This window comes from Bacteroides zhangwenhongii (genome assembly GCF_009193325.2).
GTDB lineage: Bacteria > Bacteroidota > Bacteroidia > Bacteroidales > Bacteroidaceae > Bacteroides > Bacteroides zhangwenhongii.
This window is the reverse complement of the sequence record NZ_CP059856.1, coordinates 3,877,235-3,901,081: the sequence shown is the minus strand read 5'-3', so window position 1 is coordinate 3,901,081 and position 23,847 is coordinate 3,877,235. Positions and strand designations below refer to the sequence as shown.

At 42.1% G+C, this 23,847-nt stretch carries 15 protein-coding genes; 12 read left to right on the top strand and 3 right to left on the bottom strand.

From position 1 onward, the window contains the following. Positions 1-28 precede the first annotated feature (28 nt). Together GD630_RS15655 and GD630_RS15650 are read left to right on the top strand one after the other, a co-directional pair. Entirely contained in the window at positions 29-2,509 is a 2,481-nt protein-coding gene (locus tag GD630_RS15655; RefSeq protein ID WP_394368262.1) for a glycoside hydrolase family 31 protein, read from the top strand. A 51-nt stretch (positions 2,510-2,560) separates the two neighbouring features. Then, a complete protein-coding gene (locus tag GD630_RS15650; RefSeq protein WP_143868103.1) occupies positions 2,561-4,588 on the top strand; it encodes a glycoside hydrolase family 65 protein in 2,028 nt (675 codons plus the stop codon). Positions 4,589-4,618: 30 nt separating this feature from the next. On the opposite strand, the gene GD630_RS15645 is transcribed toward GD630_RS15650, so the two are convergent. Together GD630_RS15645 and GD630_RS15640 are read right to left on the bottom strand one after the other, a co-directional pair. Further along, positions 4,619-5,494, bottom strand: coding sequence for an endonuclease/exonuclease/phosphatase family protein (locus tag GD630_RS15645; RefSeq protein WP_143868105.1), 876 nt, complete (start codon positions 5,492-5,494; stop codon positions 4,619-4,621). Positions 5,495-5,515: 21 nt separating this feature from the next. Then, positions 5,516-9,499: a hybrid sensor histidine kinase/response regulator transcription factor gene (locus GD630_RS15640; RefSeq protein ID WP_182505637.1), complete on the bottom strand. Its 3,984-nt coding sequence runs from the start codon at positions 9,497-9,499 to the stop codon at positions 5,516-5,518. A 155-nt stretch (positions 9,500-9,654) separates the two neighbouring features. Here GD630_RS15640 and GD630_RS15635 point away from each other — a divergent pair, with 155 nt between their 5' ends. The 10 genes from GD630_RS15635 to GD630_RS15590 all read left to right on the top strand — a co-directional run bounded on the left by GD630_RS15635 (position 9,655) and on the right by GD630_RS15590 (position 23,000). Continuing rightward, positions 9,655-10,701 carry a glycoside hydrolase family 130 protein gene (locus GD630_RS15635; RefSeq protein WP_122136006.1) on the top strand — a complete coding sequence of 349 codons (1,047 nt, stop codon included), beginning with the start codon at positions 9,655-9,657 and terminating at the stop codon, positions 10,699-10,701. 17 nt (positions 10,702-10,718) lie between these two features. Beyond that, entirely contained in the window at positions 10,719-11,966 is a 1,248-nt protein-coding gene (locus GD630_RS15630; protein WP_009001254.1) for an MFS transporter, read from the top strand. Positions 11,967-12,132: 166 nt separating this feature from the next. Then, positions 12,133-13,293 carry a glycoside hydrolase family 130 protein gene (locus tag GD630_RS15625; RefSeq protein ID WP_182505636.1) on the top strand — a complete coding sequence of 387 codons (1,161 nt, stop codon included), beginning with the start codon at positions 12,133-12,135 and terminating at the stop codon, positions 13,291-13,293. 8 nt (positions 13,294-13,301) lie between these two features. Further along, positions 13,302-16,469 carry a SusC/RagA family TonB-linked outer membrane protein gene (locus GD630_RS15620; protein ID WP_143868106.1) on the top strand — a complete coding sequence of 1,056 codons (3,168 nt, stop codon included), beginning with the start codon at positions 13,302-13,304 and terminating at the stop codon, positions 16,467-16,469. A 14-nt stretch (positions 16,470-16,483) separates the two neighbouring features. Beyond that, a complete protein-coding gene (locus GD630_RS15615) occupies positions 16,484-18,424 on the top strand; it encodes a RagB/SusD family nutrient uptake outer membrane protein (protein ID WP_143868107.1) in 1,941 nt (646 codons plus the stop codon). 32 nt (positions 18,425-18,456) lie between these two features. Further along, positions 18,457-19,185, top strand: coding sequence for a DUF3823 domain-containing protein (locus GD630_RS15610; RefSeq protein WP_009001250.1), 729 nt, complete (start codon positions 18,457-18,459; stop codon positions 19,183-19,185). A 26-nt stretch (positions 19,186-19,211) separates the two neighbouring features. Then, a complete protein-coding gene (locus GD630_RS15605; protein ID WP_117932572.1) occupies positions 19,212-20,045 on the top strand; it encodes an endonuclease/exonuclease/phosphatase family protein in 834 nt (277 codons plus the stop codon). A gap of 17 nt (positions 20,046-20,062) precedes the next feature. Further along, complete coding sequence (locus tag GD630_RS15600; RefSeq protein ID WP_143868108.1) at positions 20,063-21,442, top strand: SMP-30/gluconolactonase/LRE family protein; 1,380 nt, start codon at positions 20,063-20,065, stop codon at positions 21,440-21,442. A gap of 61 nt (positions 21,443-21,503) precedes the next feature. Continuing rightward, a complete protein-coding gene (locus GD630_RS15595; RefSeq protein WP_117932576.1) occupies positions 21,504-22,298 on the top strand; it encodes an endonuclease/exonuclease/phosphatase family protein in 795 nt (264 codons plus the stop codon). A 216-nt stretch (positions 22,299-22,514) separates the two neighbouring features. Further along, positions 22,515-23,000: an HU family DNA-binding protein gene (locus GD630_RS15590; RefSeq protein ID WP_007762485.1), complete on the top strand. Its 486-nt coding sequence runs from the start codon at positions 22,515-22,517 to the stop codon at positions 22,998-23,000. Between the two features lie 84 nt (positions 23,001-23,084). Here GD630_RS15590 and GD630_RS15585 read toward each other — a convergent pair whose 3' ends face one another. Continuing rightward, complete coding sequence (locus tag GD630_RS15585; protein WP_143868109.1) at positions 23,085-23,804, bottom strand: FadR/GntR family transcriptional regulator; 720 nt, start codon at positions 23,802-23,804, stop codon at positions 23,085-23,087. Positions 23,805-23,847: the final 43 nt, after the last annotated feature.

The window sequence follows — 23,847 nt, the reverse complement described above, 5'->3', positions numbered from 1 at the left end:
TGCGAATATGAATAGAATAATAGGATGGATGATAGCTTGTTTGTTACCTATCTCTGTGCTTTGTGCTACAGATAACGCAAAGGTATGCACTTCTTTTACACAGCAAGGGCGTCAGGTGACTTTTCACCTGACGGACAGTGCTGCGTTACAACTACAGCTTTGTAGTCCTTCGGTAGTCAAAGTTTGGTTTTCGCCCGATGGACAGCTGCAACGGAAGAATGCCTCTTTCGCAGTGATTAATGAAGAGTTGGAAGATGTAGGAACCGTTCATGTAGACGAACAGGCAGCCTGTTATGAGATCTTTACTCCGAAATTGCGTATTCGGGTAAATAAATCTCCGTTGAGTCTTCAGATATTTGATAAGTATCAGAAACTCCTGTTTAGTGATTATGCCGACAAGGGGCATGTGAGTGAAGGAACAAAGAAGACGGAATATAAAGTGCTCCGTCGTGACGAGCATTTTTTCGGACTGGGAGAAAAGACAGGAAAGATGGACCGTCGTGGCGAATCTTATAAGATGTGGAATAGTGACAAACCCTGTTACAGTATAGTGGAAGATCCGCTCTACAAGAGTATTCCTTTCTTTATGAGCAGTTATCGGTATGGTATTTTTCTTGATAATACGTACAAAACGGAATTCAAGTTCGGTACGGAAAGTCGCGACTATTACAGCTTTGAAGCTCCGAACGGTGAAATGATCTACTATTTTATCTTCGGCAAAGACTATAAGGAAATTATCGGCCAATACGTCGGACTGACGGGCAAACCTATCATGCCGCCGAGATGGGCGCTGGGTTTTGCTCAATGCCGTGGTCTGCTGACAAGCGAAAAGCTAAGTCGCGAAATAGCCGAGGGTTACCGGAAACGTGGAATCCCTTGTGATATTATCTATCAGGATATCGGCTGGACGGAATACTTGCAGGATTTCGAATGGCGCAAAGGAAACTATGAGAATCCAAAGAAGATGCTTTCGGATTTGAAAGGGATGGGTTTTAAGGTAGTCGTATCTCAAGATCCGGTAATTGCACAAGCCAACAAAAAGCAATGGGAAGAAGCAGATCGTTTAGGTTATTTTGTAAAGGACAGCACGAACGGTAAAAGCTACGATATGCCCTGGCCTTGGGGTGGTAACTGTGGAGTGGTGGATTTCACCCTGCCTGCCGTAGCCGACTGGTGGGGAACCTATCAGCAGAAACCGATTGACGACGGTATCTCCGGCTTCTGGACGGACATGGGTGAACCTGCCTGGAGTAACGAAGAGCAGACGGAACGTCTCGTCATGAAACACTATCTGGGTATGCACGATGAAATCCATAATGTCTATGGATTGACTTGGGATAAAGTGGTGAAAGAACAATTTGAAAAGAGGAATCCGGACCGTCGTGTGTTCCAAATGACTCGTGCTGCTTATGCCGGATTGCAACGTTATACGTTCGGTTGGACAGGTGATAGCGGGAACGGAGATGATGTGTTGCAAGGCTGGGGACAGTTAGCCAATCAGATTCCCGTAATGCTTTCCGCCGGTTTAGGACTGATACCGTTTTCTTCCTGTGACATTACCGGTTACTGTGGAGATATTGAAGATTATCCGGCTATGGCCGAACTCTATACCCGTTGGATACAGTTCGGAGCATTTAATCCTTTGAGCCGTATTCACCACGAGGGAGATAATCCGGTGGAACCGTGGCTTTTCGGTCCCGAAGCAGAAAAGAACGCAAAGGCGGCTATCGAGTTGAAATATCGTTTATTGCCCTATATCTATACTTATGCCCGCGAAGCTTATGATACAGGATTGCCTATCATGCGCCCTCTGTTTCTCGAATACCCAATGGATATGGAAACATTTTCTACGGATGCCCAATTTATGTTCGGCCGTGAATTACTGGTAGCCCCTGTGGTGAAGAAAGGCGCTCGTACCAAAAATGTCTATCTGCCCGAAGGTACATGGATTGACTATAATAGCAAGAAGACGGTTTACACCGGAGAGCAATGGACTACGGTTGATGCTCCCTTGTCCTCCGTTCCTATGTTTGTGAAGCAAGGTTCTATCATCCCCACCATGCCGGTGATGAACTACACCCATGAGAAACTGGTATATCCACTAACTTTTGAAGTTTTCCCTGCACAAGAGGGTGCACAGGCTACCTTTACTCTCTACGAAGATGAAGGAGAAGACTTAGGATATCAGCGCAATGAATTTGTCAAAACGCCGATTGTTTGTAATACTTTGGCAAATGGATATGAATTGACTGTCTCTGCCCGTGAAGGAAAAGGTTACACTGTCCCCGGTCCGAGAAATCTATTATTCCGTATTTATTCTGCGAAAGCTCCGAAAGAGGTAACTGCCAAAGGAAAGAAGATAAAGAAAGCTAAGACGGAACGATTGGAAGAAGATTTAGAGAATGACACGGAATCTGTATTATGGAGTTGGGATAAAGAAACCGGTGTATGTAGTGTGCGAATGCCTGATAAGGGTATTGATGAGCAGATTATGATTATTTTCAAATAGTTATTCTTATCTTTACCCCGTATTTAATGTGGCAAATCAACATAGAAAAACATGAGAAAACTAAATTTACTGATTCTGGTATTGATAAGCTCTTTTACGGCCATGCGTGCCGTTACTTCCGAGAAAGACTTGTGGCAACTTCATACTTCAGATATTCATGCTGATTACGTAGGAGCTCCTGTGGCTAATGGCGGTATTGGCCTTCTCCCCTGGAAAGAGCCTTTTTCCATTCAACATGTTATTCTCAATCATGTATTTGATACAGACGGTCCTAAAGGCGTGAGCCGGGTACTGAAAGGAATCAATCCTTTTCTGTTGACATTGGAGCTGGACGGAAAGAAGATTGATGCAAATAGTCTGTCTGACTGGAAGCAAACGATTGATATGAAAGAAGCTACCCACAATACTTCTTTTCTGGCAGATAAAAAAGCGAAAGTCACCTATAGTATCTGTGCCTTGCGTAATATGCCTTATGCAGGATTGATCCGCGTGGAGGTAAAAGCCCTCTCATCACTGACTATGAAAGTCATGAACCGGATGGATGTTCCCGATGAATATATCAATCCCGAATCCCGTTTTCGCACTCTATTTGAATCGAACCTCCGTATGGATGTGTTTCAAACCAGTGCCCTTTCCAGACACCGGCAAGTAGAAGTCGCTGCTTCTTCCGCTTTCTTATTTCAAGACCGTAAGAATTTTGCTCCGACATACGATGAAACTTCCAAGCAATTATCTTTTACCGTATCTCTGAAAAAAGGAGAAACCTATTCTTTTGCATTGGCAGGTGCCATCTGTTCCAAGCGTGACTTCATAGATCCTTACAATGAGTCTGAACGTCAAATCACTTACGCTATCCACGAGGGTGCCGACCGTCTGATGGCTTTCCATTGCCAACTATGGAATGAACTCTGGCAAGGTGATATTCGTATTGAGGGTGATGATGATGCTCAACGTGCAGTGCGTTTCGCCCTGTTCAACCTCTATTCTTTCGGAAGAGAGGGTACCGGATTGAGTATTTCTCCCATGGGGTTATCTTCACAGGGGTACAACGGGCATATCTTTTGGGATACGGAACTTTGGATGTATCCTCCTATATTATTGCTCAATCAAGGCATTGCCGAATCTATGGTGAATTACCGTACCAACCGTCTTGCAGCTGCTTGCAAACGTGCTATCACCCATGGTTATCGGGGTGCCATGTTTCCTTGGGAAAGTGACGATGCTGGTGAAGAATCTACTCCGACTTTTGCCTTGACCGGACCTCTCGAACATCACATTACAGCAGATATTGCCATTGCCTGTTGGAACTATTATTGTGTCACTCATGACCTGCATTGGCTGCGTTCTCACGGTTATCCACTGATGAAAGCAGTTGCCGATTTTTGGGTAAGTCGTGCCGAACGGAATGAGGATGGTTCTTATTCCATTCGCAGCGTGGTGGGAGCCGATGAGTACGCTATTGGGGTCGATGATAATGCTTTCACCAATGGTGCTGCCATTCGTGCTTTGGAATATGCTTGTAAGGCAGCTGAGACTTGTGGATACCTGATACCCGACCAATGGAGAGAAGTCGGGAAGAATATCCGTATTCTTTCTTTTGCCAACGGAGTGACACGTGAACATGCCACTTATAACGGAGAGATGATAAAACAATCCGATGCTAACCTGTTAGCCTATCCGCTGGGAATCATCACAGACCCGAAAATCTGGGAAAAGGATATGGAATATTATACCGACCGGATTGATCCGAAAGATGGTCCTGCCATGTCCTACTCCGTATTTTGTGTGCAATATGCCCGAATGGGAGATGCGAAGAAGGCTTATGAGATGTTTCGTCGTTGCTATGAGCCCAACTTACGCGCACCTTTTGGTGTGATAGCCGAAACAGCAACCAGCAATAACCCCTATTTTGCTACCGGTGCAGGCGGGCTGCTTCAAGCGGTAATCAATGGATTCTGCGGCTTACAGATTACGGATGAGGGTATTGTACAGGTTCCTTCCGTATTGCCCAAACATTGGAAAAAGGTGACAGTGATGGGAGTAGGACCGGAGAAAAAAACGTTTGAGAGGGGCGGGTAAAACACTTCTACCATTCACGATTTTTTCTAATTAGTGTTTTTTCTGAAATTTCAGAACTGCCTTTACCGGGAAATGATCCGAAGGAATATGAGATTCATACTTTCCAGTAGTTTTGTTCTTGGTGCGATAAGTATCTGTTAATACACCGTATTTCTCTACAGTAAAATTGGGGGTTACGAAGATATGGTCAATACGGTTCGGAGTATATGTATTCGGATTCCAGCCTGTACATGTCCCATTAGTCGCATATCTCATTTGAGCTACCTCGTAAGAATCTGATAATATTCCGGATTCATGAAGAACCTGATAACTTTCACTGGTTTGGTCTACATTGAAATCACCTGTCAGTATAACGGGATCTTTGCCGCACATTTCCTTAATTTTGCTAATAACCAGTTTGGCACTTTCTCGGCGGGCTACCACTCCGATATGATCCATGTGCAGATTAAAGAACCAGAATTTGAACTTACCGGTTTTGTCTTTGAATTCTCCCCACGTGCAGATGCGGGTATAAGCAGCATCCCATCCTTTATTTGGCTTTGTAGTGTCTTCCGACAACCAGAAGTTACCGGACTTGAGTAGCTTGAATTTATCTTTCCGATAGAAAATAGGAGCATATTCTCCTTTTGTCTTGCCGTCATCCCGTCCTACACCTATGTAGTTGTACGCAGGCAGAGCGTTGAGCATGTCTTCCAGTTGATTATGTTTCACTTCCTGTGCTCCAAAAATATCGAAGTCATGGAAAGTGATTAACTGGGTAAGTACCGGGCAGCGTTGTTCCCAGCCATTTCCCGCTTTGGCATCGTTGGGATTACTGTTTCGTACGTTGTAGGAGGCTACATTTAGTTGCTGCGCATTCAGTATTGACACACCACAGAGCGCCAATACAATCAAAAGTTTTCTCATTGTCTTTTTATTGTTAAATGGTTATTTAGTATCTTTTTCTTCTGTTTGTTCGCTTCTGTATTCTTTGGGAGATGTATTGTACAATTTCGCAAACTCCCGGTAGAAATAAGACTTGTTCGAGAAGCCTGATTTATACATAATTTCGGTGACGGTGAGCTTAGTTGTTTTTAGCAGGCTAGCGGCATACTCCAAACGAATGGTACGGACAAACTCGCTTGGTGTTTTTTCAGTCAATTCTTTGAGTTTGCGGTACAATCCTGCTTTACTTACTCCTATAAAGTCTGCAAGAGAATCCGGATTCATGGATTCATCGTCGATATTATCTTCAATGAACTTGATAATCTTGTTCAGTAATAATTCATCCTCTTTGTGCATGGTGATCCCATCCCTTACAATAAGAGAGGAACGGCCGGATTTGAAATACTCTTTCATCAGAGAGTATTTATTAATCATATTCTCTACCGCACTCAACACATGTCTTGGATGGAAAGGTTTAGGGATATACAAATCTGTCCCGTGATTATAGGCATTGATCTGGTCTTCAATAGAGTTTTTGGCAGAAATATGAATAACCGGAATATGCGCTGTCCGTTCATTAGACTTCAATATATCTGTCAGTGTAATGCCATCTAGTTTGGGCATTAATACATCACTGATAATGATGTCCGGTTGCTTTTGTTCTACTTCTTTCAGCGCCTCTTCTCCATCGGCAGCTTCGCGAACCTGATAGTAGGGAAGCAGAATATCTTTCAACAGTTCCCGGATATTCTTTTCGTCTTCTACAATCAGTATGGTAATTTCTTTCTGCTTAGGAATGAAAAGCATTTCACTGATCTCTGTCTCTTCTTCTGTAGGCTGACTTTCTTTTTCGGAATTCACGTGCATAGGAGGCAGGGATACATTGAATTCTACATATTCTCCCAAAGTACTTTCTATAGTGATTTCTCCACCTAATAATTCAGTCAGGCTTTTGGTTAGGTTCAGACCCACTCCGGTACTTCCGGCGTGCTTCAGGTTACTGCTCTCGAAAATCTTAAAGCGACTGAATATTTCGCTCGTTTGCTTTTCAGTCAATCCCTTACCAGAGTTGCGTATACGGAAATGTAATGTTCCGGTAGTGGCATTCTGTCTTATTTCAGCCCGGATATATCCTCCGGACGGTGTATACTTGAAGGCGTTAGATAATAAGTTGAATATAATTTTCTCCAGTGCATTCCGGTCTGTAGTAAAAGACGACACTTCTTTACTTTTGAAACTAAAGTCTATTTTATTCTCTTCAGCAATTTCAGTATAGTTGTCTGACACATAATCAACGAGTAGCTGGATATCTACTTTCTCTGCATAGATAGCCGTATGTCCCGATTCTGCTTTCCGAAACTCCATTAGTTCGTTGATGAGTTTCTGCATCCGGTCGGCATTGTTCTTGATGATGTAGATATACCTTTTCGTATAACTGTCAAGGTCTGCTTTTTCCAGCAGATGCTGTGCCGGACCATATATCAGTGTTAGCGGAGTGAAGAACTCATGTGCCACGTTCGTAAAGAAGTTCAACTTCGATTCATGAATACGTTGTTGATTTTGCTTTTCAATATGTTCTAGTAAAATCTGGCGATTCAGTCGGATACGATTCTTGATGACAGACTGTGTTATATAAATAGCAATAGCAATTAAAATAAAATAGATAATAAAGGCAGTAGTACTTAGCCACCAAGGATAGGCGACATCCAGATGAAGAGAGTAGATCTGATTGCTCCATACACGGTCACCATTAGTACATTTTACTTCCAGTTTATATTTCCCCGGAGGAAGTTTGGTGATGACGATATTGGGGTTGTTTTCGTTGTAAATCCATTCATCGGCGAAGTCAATAATCCGATAACTAAATTCGCAGTTCTCGTTGTTGATAAAGTCGTGTGCTGTGAACCCTAATGTAATGTAAGGTTCGTCATAGTCGAGCCGGAGCGTATGATTAAGAATCCGTTCGTAAATGTTCTGGCTGGTATTATTAATTTTTAGACTATTCAAACTTAGAGTAGCAATATGGTCCCGTAAACGTATTTTGTTCTCATCGAAATAATTCAGCCCACTGACTCCTCCGAAATACAACCATCCTGCTTTATCCTTAAAAATCGCTCCATCGGAAAATTCATCATTTTGTAATCCGTTTCTGGAAGAATAGTTAGTAATCTTTCCCGAAGATAGATTGATAAAAGAGATACCTTGATTGGTACTTGCCCAGATATTACCGTTTTCATCTTTCAGAATACCGTGAATCGTATTGTTGGGTAGTCCGTTATGATCCGTATATTCCATAATAGATGGCGGAATGTCTGCCGGAAACAATCGATTGAGGCCGTAACTGGTGCCTATCCAAATGCTGGCAGAATCTCCTTTGGTCAGATAGAGTATATCATTGTTGGTTAGGGATAAAGTAGAGTCTATCTCATGAATTTGTAGGAAGCATTCGGATGCGATATCGAACTTATTGATTCCGCCGCCTCGTGTGCCTAGCCAAAGTTCATTTTCATTATACCCGGCAATGACCGAATAAATGATGTTATTACTTGGTGAGGAAGGTCCGGGAGATTTATATTGTTTCATTTCTGTCACTTTATAACTTTTTCCTTCCCTTTGCAAGCTTAGTTTGATAAGTCCATAGCCGGAAGTGCCCAACCATAATAGTGAGTCGTTATGAGTGAACAGAATGCTGTATACAGCTTTGAAAGTCGGATATTCAGCAGGAATACTTAACTTCTTTACCTGACTGCTATTCAGTGGAATATAATTGATGCCCGTTCCCTCGGTTCCGATAAATATGTCTCCGGACATATTTTTTCGGATAGTATAGACAGAATTGGAAATCAATCCGTTGCCGATTGACAGATAAGGTTCGACCTGCCGTTCCTGTTTGTCAAGCAGCAGAATTCCTTCTCCTTTGGTCCCCACGAGTATATTACCATTATCTTCTTCGCAAAAACAACGTACGGGATAATCAGTTTTTACGGTGTGGAATGGGGAACTGTGTTCATAGACTTCCAATACTCCTTGCCCGTCGGTGCCTACCCAGAGTATATTTTGCGAACCGATGTAGATGGTGAAAATGGATGCTTTCGCTGGTAATTGAGGTAATTCCGTTGAAGTATTATCTTCCAGATTATACCTGATACATCCCCCTTCGATAAAGCTGATGAGAAGATACTCTTTGTGACAGATAACTTGCGAAACCGTTTTATTTTCCGGAATATCTATGCTATTCAGTATGCGGTTGTCTAAAGAAACAGTTAATGTCCGGTCATCGTTAATGATAAGATAATCTTGAGAAAGATAAATGCCGGAAATGGAAGCAGGTTGTTTGATTTCTTTTTTGAACGAGAGTTCGGGATTAGAGCTATGGACAGATAGTTGATAATGTAATAATTGTCCATGTCCTGTGAGGAAGAATACTTGGTCTTTGGAATCAATAACGAAGTTTTTGATGTCATCAGGAAGATTATTCTTCAATGGAACAAAGTCTTGTTTCCGGTCGTCAAAATAGAATAAACCTTGTTCCTTCACATAGCAGATAATGTATTTGCCGGAAGTGATACCCAGCAGGAATGATTTCTCTTGTTTGGGCGGATTGTTCTGCGTACCTAAATAATAAGGAGTAAATTGCTGTGAGGAACGTTCCCACCGGTTGACACCATAGTCGGTAGATACCCACAAGACAGAGTCATTTTGCTCGATAATTTGCCAGATTACATTATTACTGATAGATCCTGCATTTTTTTTATTATAAGAATAGGTTTTAAAGCTACGTCCGTTGTAGGCATTCAGCCCGTCCCATGTTCCTACCCAGAGAGTATGTTCCGAATCTTCCAGAAAACAATTCACTGAATTATTGGATAACCCGTCTGCATTCGAAATCTGTTTCACTACATTCTGGGAATGTAATAAAACAGGCATCAGGCATGAATAAATAAGGATGCAGATGTAGCGGAAATATGAGTGTTTTCGTAGAATCATGTCGCAAAGATAGAGAGGAAAAATAAGAAAACAAAGATAAAAATATGCTGTACAACACCTGTATACCCTTTTGAGAATATAGTACACCTTTTACGTTGTTGTGCAGGGTAGCTTTGTCACCAGAAATAAAAAAACACATATTTAATAATCTGAAAATGGATATTGCAAAACGATTTCATCAAAACCCATTGTTGAAACCCTCCGACTTACAACCGGGAATAGAAGGTATGGAAATTACCTGTTTCCTGAATCCCGGCGTGTTCCGTTTCGACGGAAAAATCTGGTTATTACTGCGAGTGGCCGAACGGCCTGTGCAGAAACAGGGAGTTATTAGTTTTCCCGTATATAATAAAGATGGAAAAATAGAAGTGCTCTCTTTCGATGAGAATGACCCGAAACTGGATGCTTCCGATCCTCGTGTGATAGGATATGCAGGGCAGAATTATCTGACTACCATGTCTTATCTCCGACTGGTATCGAGTGAAGACGGAATTCACTTCAAGGAAGAGCCGGATTATCCTCCTATTTTTGGTAAAGGAGCATTAGAGGCTTTTGGCATTGAAGATTGCCGGGTGGCCACTACTGCCGATGGTTATTATCTTACGTTTACGGAAGTCTCTTCTGTAGCTGTTGGTGTAGGGCTGATTCATACTTATGACTGGAAAAACTATACTCGTTATGGCATGATTTTCCCTCCTCATAATAAAGATTGCGCGCTGTTTGAAGAGAAAGTGAACGGAAAATATCTTGCACTGCATCGTCCGAGTAGCCCAGAGTTGGGTGGCAACTATATTTGGCTTGCCGAATCACCCGACCGACTGCATTGGGGCAACCACTGTTGCATTGCAACTACCCGTCCTGATAGTTGGGACTGTGCCCGCGTGGGTGCAGGAGCGGCACCTATTCGTACAGAGGAAGGGTGGTTGGAAATTTATCATGGTGCGGACTATCAAAACCGTTATTGTCTGGGAGCTCTTCTACTTGATTTAAATGATCCTTCAAAGGTAATTGCCCGAAGTAAAGAACCTATCATGGAGCCTGTTGCTCCTTACGAACAAACCGGATTTTTCGGGAATGTAGTTTTCACCAACGGACATTTGGTAGAGGGAGATAAGATAAGGCTTTATTATGGTGCCAGTGATGAAGTAATCTGTGGGGCGGAGTTGTCTATTGCAGAGATTCTCCGTTCATTAAAGTCGTAATATAAATAAGATAGATAATGAATAAACTAAAAAGAGAGTATCAGTTCTTCAAACAGCAAACTTCTAATGTACGGGTCTTGCTGATGACTAATCTTCTTTATGCGCTGGTGCTTCCTGTAGTTGAGATTTTCGTGGGCGCTTATGTGATGCGCCATACCAGTGAACCGGTTTCGGTGGCTTTTTATCAGCTTTTCATGTACATTGGCATCATCACTACCTCATTTGTGAATGGTTTCTTGTTGCGACATGTGAGTGTGAAGATGCTGTATGCAGGAGGGATATTAGTTAGTGGATTGTCGATGTTTGCCATGATGCTGGTAAAGTCATTAGGCTTTGTGGAATTGGGTATAGCAGGATTTGTACTTGGAGCTGCATCGGGCTTCTTCTGGACCAATCGCTATTTACTGACTCTGAATAACACGACAGATGATAGTCGTAACTACTTCTTCGGGCTGGAGTCTTTTTTCTTTTCCATTACTTCGATTACTGTACCTTTATTGATTGGAGCATTTATCAGTCAGATAGATGGCAGGGAAATAATGGGATGCCTGATTGATATTAATGGAGCCTATCGGTTGGTGACGGTTGGAGTAATCATAGTGACTTTGTTTGCTGTAGCCGTTTTATGGCGTGGTAAGTTTGCCAATCCGGTGCAGAAGAATTTTCTGTATTTCCGGTTTTGCACACTTTGGAAAAAAATGTTGTTGCTGGCTTCCCTGAAAGGAATGGTACAGGGATTTTTGGTGACCGCTCCTGCTATTCTGGTTCTGAAGTTAGTAGGTGATGAAGGCGTACTGGGTTTAATACAGGGAATCAGTGGTACACTGACAGCTGTTTTGGTTTATGTATTGGGACGAATAACCAAACCTGAAGACCGGTCGAAGGTATTTATAGCCGGGCTACTTGTCTTTTTTATCGGTACTCTGTTCAACGGAATCTTGTTTTCAGCCACCGGAGTGATTATCTTTGTCCTCTGTAAGGTGATCTTTCAGCCATTGTTTGACTTGCCTTATTACCCTATTATGATGCAAACCATCGATGCAGTAGTAAAAATCGAAAAAAGAAATGAATATACCTATATTTTAAGCCATGAGTTCGGACTATTTCTGGGACGTGCTTTCGGACTAATACTTTTTATGGTACTCGCATTTGTCATATCACAGGATTTTGCATTGAAGTACGCATTGATCCTGGTGGGAGCTTTGCAGTTGATTGCCTATCCATTAGCCCGGAACATCATCAGACAGAATCAAGCTATTCGCTAATATTTCAAAATCGTTAAATCGTCGTTGCAAACGAATGAATTATTATGTTGTACAGCACCTATATACCCTTTTGAGAATATAGTACACTCAATTTTTGTGGAGTGAGGGTAGTTTTGCTGACAGAAAAACAAGGAACGACTGATTCGGAAAAACTAAAAAATGACGTATGATAAAACTAAAAGCTGTAATCTATTTAATTAGTATGATGACACTTGCCGGATGCTCGGGTCAGAAGCAAACATCTGCTGTTGTTGAAGAGCAGAACGAACATTGGATAATAGGTCCTTTCGTTCGTCCGGAAGGAGTGAATCCGGTGATTTCTCCACAACCGACTACTTTTCAATGCCCGATGCGCAAGCAGTTGGTAAAATGGGAGGAGAGTGATACTTTCAATCCGGCAGCCACCGTTAAAGATGGAAAGATTGTAGTACTCTATCGGGCAGAAGATAATTCTGCGCAAGGTATAGGAAAGAGAACATCCCGCATTGGCTATGCAGAAAGTACGGATGGAGTGACGATGAAACAATCGGATGCCCCTGTATTATTCCCTTCCGAAGACGATTATAAAGAAATAGAATGGGAAGGAGGTTGCGAAGACCCGCGTGTGGCAATGACGGAGGATGGATTATATGTAATGCTCTATACAGCTTGGAATCGTCATCTCCCCCGTCTGGCAGTTGCTACTTCCACCGACCTGAAGAACTGGACAAAGCATGGACTTGCTTTTGCAAAAGCGTATAACGGACGTTTTGCCAATATAGCGAGCAAATCTGCTTCTATTGTTACCGGGGTGAAGGATGGAAAACTTGTCATTGAGAAAGTGAATGGCAAATATTTTATGTATTGGGGGGAAAATGCCGTATGTGCAGCAACTTCCGACAACCTGACAGATTGGGCACCGGTATTGAACGAGAATAATGAATTGAGAGAAATTGCCAAACCTCGCAGCGGCTATTTTGATAGTCGTTTGACTGAGTGTGGTCCTCCTGCCATAAAAACAACAGATGGTATTGTCCTACTGTATAATGGTAAGAACGGATATAAAGAAGAAAGAGATCCGGAATATCCGGCTGGAGCTTATTGTGCAGGGCAGTTTTTGTTCGATGCCGATGATCCTTATCAAGTACTGGGTCGTTTGGATAAACCATTCTTTGTGCCTGAGGCTGCTTTTGAGAAGAGTGGTCAATATAAAGACGGAACAGTATTTATAGAAGGATTGGCTTACTTCAAAAATAAACTATATCTCTATTATGGCTGCGCTGATTCGCAGGTTGCAGTAGCGATATGTGATAATAATATGGATTTAAAACTCAAAACACATAACTAATTTAATCTATGAAACATGGTTGTAAAATGAACACGGTTGTCTCAAAGTCGTTCAATGACCGGCTGAAGATAGCTACTGTTTCAGCTTTAATGGCAGGGACGTTCTTGTGTCTACCTTTCACGGTATATGCAGAAAATCCTTTGATATCAGATGTTGAACAGACGGTACGGAATATCTCGGTAAAGGGTGTGGTGGTTGATGCCAATGGAGAACCTGTTATCGGAGCTTCGGTACAGTTGAAAGGGAGTGCCGGTATAGGAACGATTACTGATTTGGATGGTAAGTTCACTTTGTCAGTTCCGGCTAACGGAGTGTTGCAAATATCCTATATCGGATATAAAACGGCTGAAGTGAAAGTAAACGGACAAGCCGGATTGAAAGTAACTTTGCAGGAAGATACGGAAACGTTGGATGAAGTGGTAGTAGTAGGTTATGGTATTCAGAAGAAAGCTTCTGTGACTGGATCGGTAGCTGCCATCTCTTCGGATAAGTTGATGGAGGTAAAAGCTCCTAGTGTGACAAATATGCTTGCCGGACGTTTGCCGGGGCTGCGTGCCGTGCAACGTAGTGGTAGTCCTGGCGATGACGGAGCTTCTGTTGATATTCGCGGATATGGAAGTATGTTGGTGATTGTGGATGGTATCGAGCGTGATTATGCCCAACTAGACCCGAATGACATCGAATCAATTTCCATACTGAAGGATGCCGCCGCAGCTGTTTACGGTTTTAAAGGTTCTAATGGAGTTTTATTGGTGACTACTAAAAAAGGAACGGAGCAAAAGGCAAAGATAGAATATAATGGTTACGTAGGTTTTCAGAAAGTGACCCGCTATCCGGAAATGATGAATGCCTATGAGTATGCTTCACTTTACAATGAAGCGATTCATAATGCGAATCCGTGGCGCGGAGCTTCTGCTTACTCGCAGGAGCAGCTGGAAGCTTACCGGAATGGTACGGCAGGTACGGATTGGTGGAATGAAACCATGCGTAGCTCAGCTCCTCAAACTTCACACAACTTGAGCATGACGGGAGGTACGGAGAAGGTGAAATATTATATGTCTATCGGATATATGGATCAGGGCGGCATCATCCGTTCGGGCGACTGGAACTACCAACGTTACAATGTCCGTTCAAACCTAAGTGTAGAAGTTGCTAAAGGGGTGAACGTAGAGTTGCGTTTGAGCGGACGGTTTGATAACCGCAAGAAGCCTTATAACGGCGATAATCTGTTCCGTTCGGCACAAATGGCAATCCCGACTTATTCCATGTATGCCAATGATAATCCGGATTATTGGGGAGCGGTAGGTGATATGGCTAATCCTGTACATGTATCCAGTTCGGATGACAGCGGATATGAAGATCGTCTGCGTCGTGAATTTAACAGCTCATTGGCTATTACCTGGAAACTTCCCTGGGTGAAAGGACTGATGGCAAAAGCATTGGTTGCTTATGATTATACAAATAAGGAATGGAAAACGTGGAGGAAAGATTTGTCGGAATATACTTATGATTATGCCAATGAAGAGTATATAGAGAAAGTGATTAATACCGCACATTTGGAATCGAAACTGGAAAATTATGATAAACCGACTTATCAGTTCTCAATGAACTATAATAATACGTTTGCCAAGAAGCACAATATTGGTGCTATGCTGGTATGGGAAATGTATAATGACAAAAGAAGTTGGGTGACCGGAACACGTGATTTTGCTATCGGACTCATTCCTGACTTGGATTATGGAGATAAAACCAATCAGGAAGCCTCCGGTAAAACACAGGAAACGGCACATGCCGGTCTGGTGGGGCGTTTGAATTATGATTTTTCCAATCGCTATCTTGTTGAGTTCAATTTCCGCTACGATGGAACCTATAAATTCCGTGAAGGTAATCGTTGGGGATTTTTTCCAGGTGTGTCTTTAGGGTGGCGTGTTTCCGAAGAGGCCTTTTTCAAGAAACTGTTGCCTGATATGGACAACCTGAAAATCCGTGCTTCGTATGCCAAAGTGGGAGATGAAGGAGACTTCGACGCTTTTCAATATCTGGATGGATATACATCTCATGGGAGCTATATTATGGGCAGCAACGGAGTGACTTCCGGTATGACTACGGTAGGTATGGCCAATCCGTGGCTGACCTGGTATGAATCAAAGATTATGAATATTGGCTTTGAAGCCTCTTATCATAGAGGATTGATTTCCGTAGAATTCGATTGGTTCCGTAGAAACCGTTCGGGACTTCCTGCTACTCGTGTAGGATCATTACCTACTATTTTCGGAGAATCAATGCCGCAGGAGAATCTGAATTCTGATATTAATACGGGATTTGAGATCGTAGTTGGACATAAGAACCGGATTGGTAACTTCAATTATAATGTGTCGGCTAATTTCTCTACTACCCGGATTAAGTATGATTATGTAGAGAGAGCTGCTTCTACCAATATGTATGATGATTGGCGTAATAACACGAACGGTCGTTATAAAGATATTCGTTGGGGAAAGAAAGTTATCGGACAGTTCTCCAGTTTCGAGGAAATCTTGAATTCACCGGTTCAGGATAAAGACGGTAACCGTTCATTAATGCCAGGTGATCTGAAATTTGAAGACTATAATGGGGATGGCATTATTGATGATAACGATACGCAGCCACTCGGACATGGTGCTACTCCACGTATGTATTATGGATTGAATATGTCTGGAGAATATAAAGGATTCGACCTGACGGTATTCTTTCAGGGGGCGGCAGGTCATGATATTTATGTCAGTGGGGATATTCTGGACCCATTTATCCAGCAGGGTTTGGGTAATGGACTGGCCATCATGACCGACCGTTGGCATCGGGAAGACCCGACCGATCCTTATAGTAAGTGGATTTCCGGGTATATGCCTGCCGCTCGTGTAGCGGGTGTTGCGGATAATCGTTCCGGTAATTCATGGTCACTGCACAATGCAAGTTATCTGCGTCTGAAAACATTGGAGCTAGGGTACACACTACCTAAAGCATTGACGAAGAAAGCAGCTATCGACCGTGTGCGTTTTTACATCAACTGCAACAATCTGCTGACTTTCACTAATCGTGATGGATTGATGAAGAATGTTGACCCGGAAAGCAACTCTAGCGGAGTGCGCTATTACCCGCAAATGAAGACATATAACTTTGGTGTGAATGTAACCTTCTAAAATCTATAAAGACAATGAATAGAAATTATTTGAAATATATATGGATAGCCGGAGTATCTATCCTCGGATTGACGGGATGTGATGATTACCTGAATCGTGAAAGTACCAGTGGGGTTAACACTCCGGATCTAATTTGGCAGAATCCGAAAGCAATTACAGCCGTTTTGGCGGATATGTATGATTCCGGATTAAAGCTGGATGAGTTTGATGATTGGTATGGAAGCAAGAAAGCGAATTTGGCGAATCAGACCAGTCTTTCGGATGAGGCTACGGCCAGTTATCAGAAAGAGAGTGCATTTGATAAATCAAATTCTACTTATTCTTATGGCGATTATGTATTTAATGACGATATGGTGACTCGTTATAAACAGATCCGTATCGTAAATAACTTCCTGCTGAATATCGAAAAGACTTCAGTGCTGAGTGAGGATGAAAAAGAAGAGATTGGAGCAGAAGCCCGTTTTATCCGTGCAATGCAGTATTTTGGGTTGGTGAAACGTTACGGAGGTGTGCCTTTGCAAACTATTCCTCAAGAATACACCACCGGAAATACGCAAGCGCTGTATCAGGCTCGTGATACGGAAGCAGCTACGTATGATTTTATAATCAATGAGTGTAAAGCCATCTATGGATCATTGCCGGAAGTGCGCAACAGCGATGCCAAATATCGGGCCAATCGTGGGGCGGTATTGGCTTTGTGGTCTCGTGCAGCATTGTATGCCGGCACTATTGCCAAATACTCTAAAGCACTTACCTTGACGGGGGAAGCCGTTTCCAAAGGCTATGTTTATATTCCGGAGACAGAAGCGGAGCGTTACTTTGACGAATGTTATACAGCTTCATCAAAGATTTTGGATGAGATGGTTCCTCGTGTATATAGCTTGTACAAGTCGACAAGTACGGATCCGGAAGAGCTGGCACAGAACTTTTATAATCTTTTTTCTAAGACAGTGAACGGGGATAATGGAGAGTATATTTTTCAGAAACAGTATAATGTAGCTGCCGGAAAAGGGCATATGTGGGATAAACTGAACGTTCCTTTCTCATATCGTGGTGATGGTTGGGGATGTGGTATGTCTCCGGTTCTGGAAATGGTTGAGGAATTTGAATATATCGACGGCACAGAAGGTAAACTAAAAATGAAGGATAGCGGTGGAAAGGCGATTAGCTACGACAGTCCGTATGACATCTTTAAAAATAAAGATCCTCGTTTATTAGGTTCCGTTTACTTGCCTGGCGCTGATTATAAAGGATATGGCGGTGGTAAAATAGAGTGGATGCGTGGAGTAATCAACGGACAGGATGGAATAGGAACCAAATATGAAGCTTCCGCTCAACCGGATAAGGAGAATAAGGTAGTTATCGACGGACAGACTTACAATACTTCCGGGAAAGACGGTGGTTCATTAAGTGTAGGTGACGCCAGCAAAACAGGTTTCTATCAGCGAAAGTTTTTGGACGAAAGTCTGACGGATTATACGGATATTGATGCAAAACGTTCTTCTACCCCTTGGGTTGTGTTCCGTCTGGCAGAAATCTACCTGAATCGTGCAGAGGCTTGTATGGAGTTGAATCAGCATTTGGATGTGGCTTTGAAAGATATCAATGAGATCCGTGGCAGGGCAGGTATCAAGCTGTTGACTGCCGGTGATCTGACTCTTGACAAGGTTCGCCATGAACGAAAAGTGGAACTTGCTTTTGAGAAGCATCGTTACTGGGATTTGAAACGTTGGCGTCTGGCCCATTTGGATGTCAGCAAAGGTGGCTTGACTAATTTCCGTGGTACAGCTCTTTGTCCATATTACAATGTCAAGAGTGGAAAATACACATTTGAAACTGGGGTACCTGAAAAGAGAAAACGTCTTTTCCTCGAAAAGAACTATTATACGGTTTTCCGTGCGGAAGATTTGAGTACAAATCCGTTGATGACGCAGAATCCGGGTTACGGCAACTGATATGTTCAATTATAAGTTAAAGAAAAACCGATATGAATAAAATAATAAATATAGGATTGACTGCATTATTCGCCTGTTTCATGGTAGCATGCGAAAATGACATCGACAATTATGATGCACCGAATGGCGGTGTGCATGGCACCATTTATGACAAGGAAACGAATGAGCCGATTCCCATGCCTGTGCCGGGAAGTAGTGGGGTGATGATGAGTTTGTATGAGCAGAACACCGGAGCTACTGCTTCGGTCGATTTCCGGGCCCGGCAGGATGGGACATTTGAGCATACCAAAGTATTTAATGGTAATTACCGCATTCAGGCAAAGGACGGCCCTTTTGTTGGAGTGTGTGAGGGATATGTCACCGTGAACGGACAAACGCAGGTTGACTTATATACCATTCCATTTTCGCGTATTAGTCTTGATGTTACTGTATCCGCAGATAATAAACTGACACTTACCTACGATGCAAAGACATCGAACGAAACATTGCAACTGACAGATGTTTCCGTTATCTGGAATTATGCTCCGGGAGTAGACGTGAACAATGCTAATCATGCTACTCTTTCTTCATTGGGAACAAAGGCCAGTGGTACGCATGTCATTGACTTGATGAGTGATACCGAATTTATTGAGAATCACTATAAGATTGTTTCCAATAAGAATCGGGTATACGTGCGTGTTGCGGCTACGGTAACGGCGGAAAGCAAACCGTATGTGAACTATAGCCGGGTGGTGGAAGTAACTGTGAATGATATCAGATAAGGTAAACGATAAAAAAGAATGTAACAATGAAACATAAATTCTATTTATTACTGGTACTGTTGATAAACGGTTTGTTTATCGGCTGCAGTTCGGATGATGATGGTGTAACTCCTCCTGACGATAAGGATGGAGTACTGGTAAAAGTCATGTCCTACAATATATACAGCGGGCAGAAAGTTTATTCCGGAAAGAAAGGAATGGAGGCTATTGCTCAAGTGATTAAAAAGGTAAATCCGGATCTGGCCGGTTTACAGGAGTTTGAAACGAAAACCAATAAGGTCGAGAAAGCGGATATTATTGCTTTGATGAAAGAGGTGACGGGAATGCAATATGCTTTCTTCGTTAAAACCCGTGATGTGGATGGTGGAGAATACGGTAATCTGATTCTCTCAAAATATCCGATAAGCGACGAGGTGAATTATGATTTACCGAGAATAGAGACCGTGGAAGATGTTTACCCACGCTCTATGGGAGTTGTGAAAACAGAAAAAGAGGGGAAGAACTTCTATTTTGGAGTAACTCATTTGTCTCATGTCGGTAATGAAACCAACCGTATCAATCAGACCTCAACTATTCTGGAAAAAACGAAGGGGATGGATGCCCCGATGATATTGACCGGCGACTTTAATGCGTTGGCTGATTCGGGTCCGATGAAGATATTGTATGAGCGTTTTGATATTGGTTGCCTGAACGGGAACTATGGATTGACGACCGGAACTCCCGTTCCGGTAAAGGCTATTGACTTCGTGTTGTATACCCCGGATAAAGGAATGGCTCCGAAGGCTTATGATGTGTATTATGATGCTTATGTAGAATCAGACCATTTTCCGGTAGTAGCTACATTCAGTATAAACGATTAATCTAAAAAGATAGAAACATGAAAACATTGATTCATCATTTGAAACGATTTTCGATATATACACTATTGCTTGGGGCAGTAGGTTTTGCTGGTTGCGAAGATGAGAATCGGCAGGATATGACGCCTGAAATCGGAGAAGGTGAAGTTACTCCTAAGATTACGATGTATACTCCGACGACAGGTGGAAAGTCTACTAGCCTGACTTTATATGGTACTCATTTTGGTACGGACTTGGATAATATCCGAGTGACGGTCAACGGAGTAGATGCAGAGGTGACAGGTGCTTTGGGGAATATTATTACTGCCAATGTGCAGAGAGGTTCTGGTTCCGGTCCGGTGAAAATATATATCGGTCAGGGGGAAAATATTCAGGAACTGACTTATAAAACAGAATTTGAATATTCTCAGTCTCCTATTGTAAGCTCGTATATCGGCAGCTATGTTCCTAAAGACAAAACAGAGAAAAAAGAGGGTTCCTTGATGGAAGCAGTCCTTTGGAAACCGGGTTCTATAGCCTTTGATAAGGAAGGCACTTTATATATTGTGGAAGACGATGACCGTGATATTCGTATTGCAAAAGATAATCAAGTAGCTACTTTTCTTCGTGGGGACGTAACGGGTGGAGTTGCATTTAGAATGATGAATATCGCTTTCTCACTGGATGGCAACACTTTGTTCTTGTCTAATGATGCGAATGGTTCCGGAAGCGCACATATCGCCACTATGTCATGGAGTAATGATGCGCATCAGTATGATACTGGAAGTCTTGCTACAATATGGTCGATAACTTCGTCTTTAGGTAACGGTGTTACCAATGTAGGCGTACATCCTGTTACGGGAGAAGTTTTTTCCGTAGCTCATGGAAATGCCATGATTTACAAATATGATCCGGAGCAGAATACGATGGTGACTACCGGACAACAACTTCCCGATGCGGACGGAAAGAATGCATCGAAAGTGAAGATCCGTTGCATCCTTTTCGATAAGGCAGGAACTACAGTGTATATGAGTTCACAGGAGAAGGATGTGATTTATAAAGGGGATTATGATATGGTGACCGGATTATTTTCTAATCTTCATATTTGGATTGGACAGTATGATAAAACAGGCTTTGTAGAAGGGCAAGGAAACGATGCCAGACTCCAAGAACCTTGTCAGATGGATTTGGATGAAGAAGGCAATATTTATGTAGCAGTCCGTAAAAAGCATCGTATCGCGAAAATTACACCTGATGGAGTAGTGACAAGTTATACAGGTACAGGTACTTCCGGTACTACGGATGGGCCATTGGATAAGGCACAGTTCAATCATCCGGAAGGAGTGCAATTCGGGCCCGACGGTGCATTGTATGTTTCAGATTATTGGAATCATAAGATTCGCAAGATAGAAAAGGATTAATAGGGTATTAGGTAAAAAAGATTGTTTTGAAGGATAACATTCACTCACTAATTGACGATATATGAATTTCAGAATATGCATTTCGTTATTTCTGGTATGCTGTCTGTTGTCCCCTGTGATGGCGCAGAGAGACAAAAATAAGCAGAAAGAAGTTACAGTAAAAGCGATGACTTACAATACTTACAGTGGGCGCAAACAAGGTATTGATAAAATAGCCGAGGTTATAAAACAGGAAGATCCGGACATTGTTTCACTTCAGGAAATAGAAAGAAATACAGAGATTAATCCCTGGAATACTCCTGAAAGATTATCGGTACTGACAGGCATGAAGTATTATTATTTTGCCCATGCACTTGATATTCCTACCGGAGGAGACTATGGAAATGTAATTCTTTCCAAGTTTCCGATTTCGGAAGAGAAAAGCTTTAAATTGAGTGTATTGAAGGAAAACGACTACGTTCGTTCGTTTGGTTATGTAAAAGTGATGAAAGAGGGCAAAGAATTTTATTTTGCTACGACACATCTGGACCATAAGTACGAAGATGCTGCCCGTCTGAAACAGATTGATGAGATTCTTGCTTGTATGGAACAACTGGACAAACCAATCATCCTCGGTGGGGATTTGAACTCCCGTCGTGGTTCTGTTACCATGACTGCTTTTCAGAAGTATTTCACAGTAAACTGTTTGAGCGACGCTGCTCCGTGGACAGTGCCCGTTCCAAGTCCGACTTATACCTGCGACTGGCTGATTTATGCTCCGAATGAAGCCTTTACAGTAAAGGCGTACAATGTTTGTTATTGGGCAGATAAAGAATCGGATCATTATCCGGTAGTGGCTACCTATCTTATCAAATAAGACGATACTTGCCTAAAAATATATCTGCGTTTAGGAGGATGGATATCTTTTTTTAGGCAAAAGCGAATATTTTTTTAGGCAGGTGTTCAAAGGAGTGTTTTTAGATTAGCGAGTAGTTAAGGACCATTAAAGCACTTCGGTGGTTTTCCCTTGCTGTATCTTTGCATCGTGATCACAAAACAACATTTTTATCAAACAATTTAAAAACTTAAAATTATGGGATTACAGTATGCAGTAAAAGAAAGAGTCTTTAATTTCGATGAAACCAAAACTAAGAAGTATGTCGCTGCTCCGGTGAGCGATGGAGTAATTGATTTCTCGAAATTGTGTAAAAATGTATCATTGATTTGTGGCACTCATCGTGGTCAGGTCAAATTAGTCTTAGACGGTCTGCTTGATTCATTGGAAGGATATATGGATGAGGGAAAAACGGTGAAGCTAGGTGAGTTCGGTACACTTCGTCCTACGTTTAACGCTAAAAGTGGTATAGAAGCCAAGGATGTCGATAGTAGTAATATTATAGTGAGAAAAATAGTTTTTACCCCGGGAAGTCAGTTAAAAACGATGTTGAATAAGATGAGTATCTCAAAATATGTACCATTGGACGTTGTGGCAACAAATGGAGGTAATGGTGGCTCTGATTCTGGCGATGGCGGAAATTCGGACGGTAATCACGGAGAAGCTCCCGATCCGGCAGCTTAATTGAGAGACTAGCTGTTAACTTGAAAAATAATAGAGGAGGACATTTGTTCTCCTCTATTATTTTTTATTGCTTTCTTTTGCTTTTTAGATATGCCCGTATTCGAACTCCGGAATCTCTCCTTTGGTCGATAATTTGGCAAAATCAATCAGGTTGGACAAGTGGCGGAGTACCAGCTCTTTCATTCCATCCTTATCTTTATTTTTTATCTTTTGTAACATCTCTCTGTGTTCTGCATGGACTGTTTTTTGAGGAACGGCGCAGACTTTATATTTTTGATAATATTTTAATATATCAGGAGTAATGATAAGCAAGAGTGAACTAATTACCGGGTTGTGTCCACCTTGTGCAATTGCTTGATGAAATGCAAAATCTTTCTCAACGCGTAGCTCTGTGTCAAACTTTTCCTCCAATTCGACAAGTGTTTTTTCGATATTCTCCAAATCTTCTTCTGTACGGTTAATTGCACACAATTTGCAAACTTCGATCTCCAACAGAACACGTACATATACCAAACTGGAAAAGTCATATTTGCTTATTTTCAAAGCATCGGTAATCATGGTATCCAATTGATCTTTGGAGAACTCGGAAACTACTGTTCCGCTCTGAGGATATATTTTTACAATTCCATATAACTCCATCTTTTGTAAAGCTTCACGAACATGCGAGCGGCTGACCTGCAGAAGTTCAGATAATTTCCGTTCAGACGGTAGACGTTCACCAGGCAGAATCCGGCGCTCTGCGATTTGTTTTTTTATGTGTTCAATGACAAGCTTAACTGGTTGCGAATTTACTTCGTCTTTCATAAGATATAAATATTTTAAAAGGTTTTCCTTCCTGTTTGCGGCT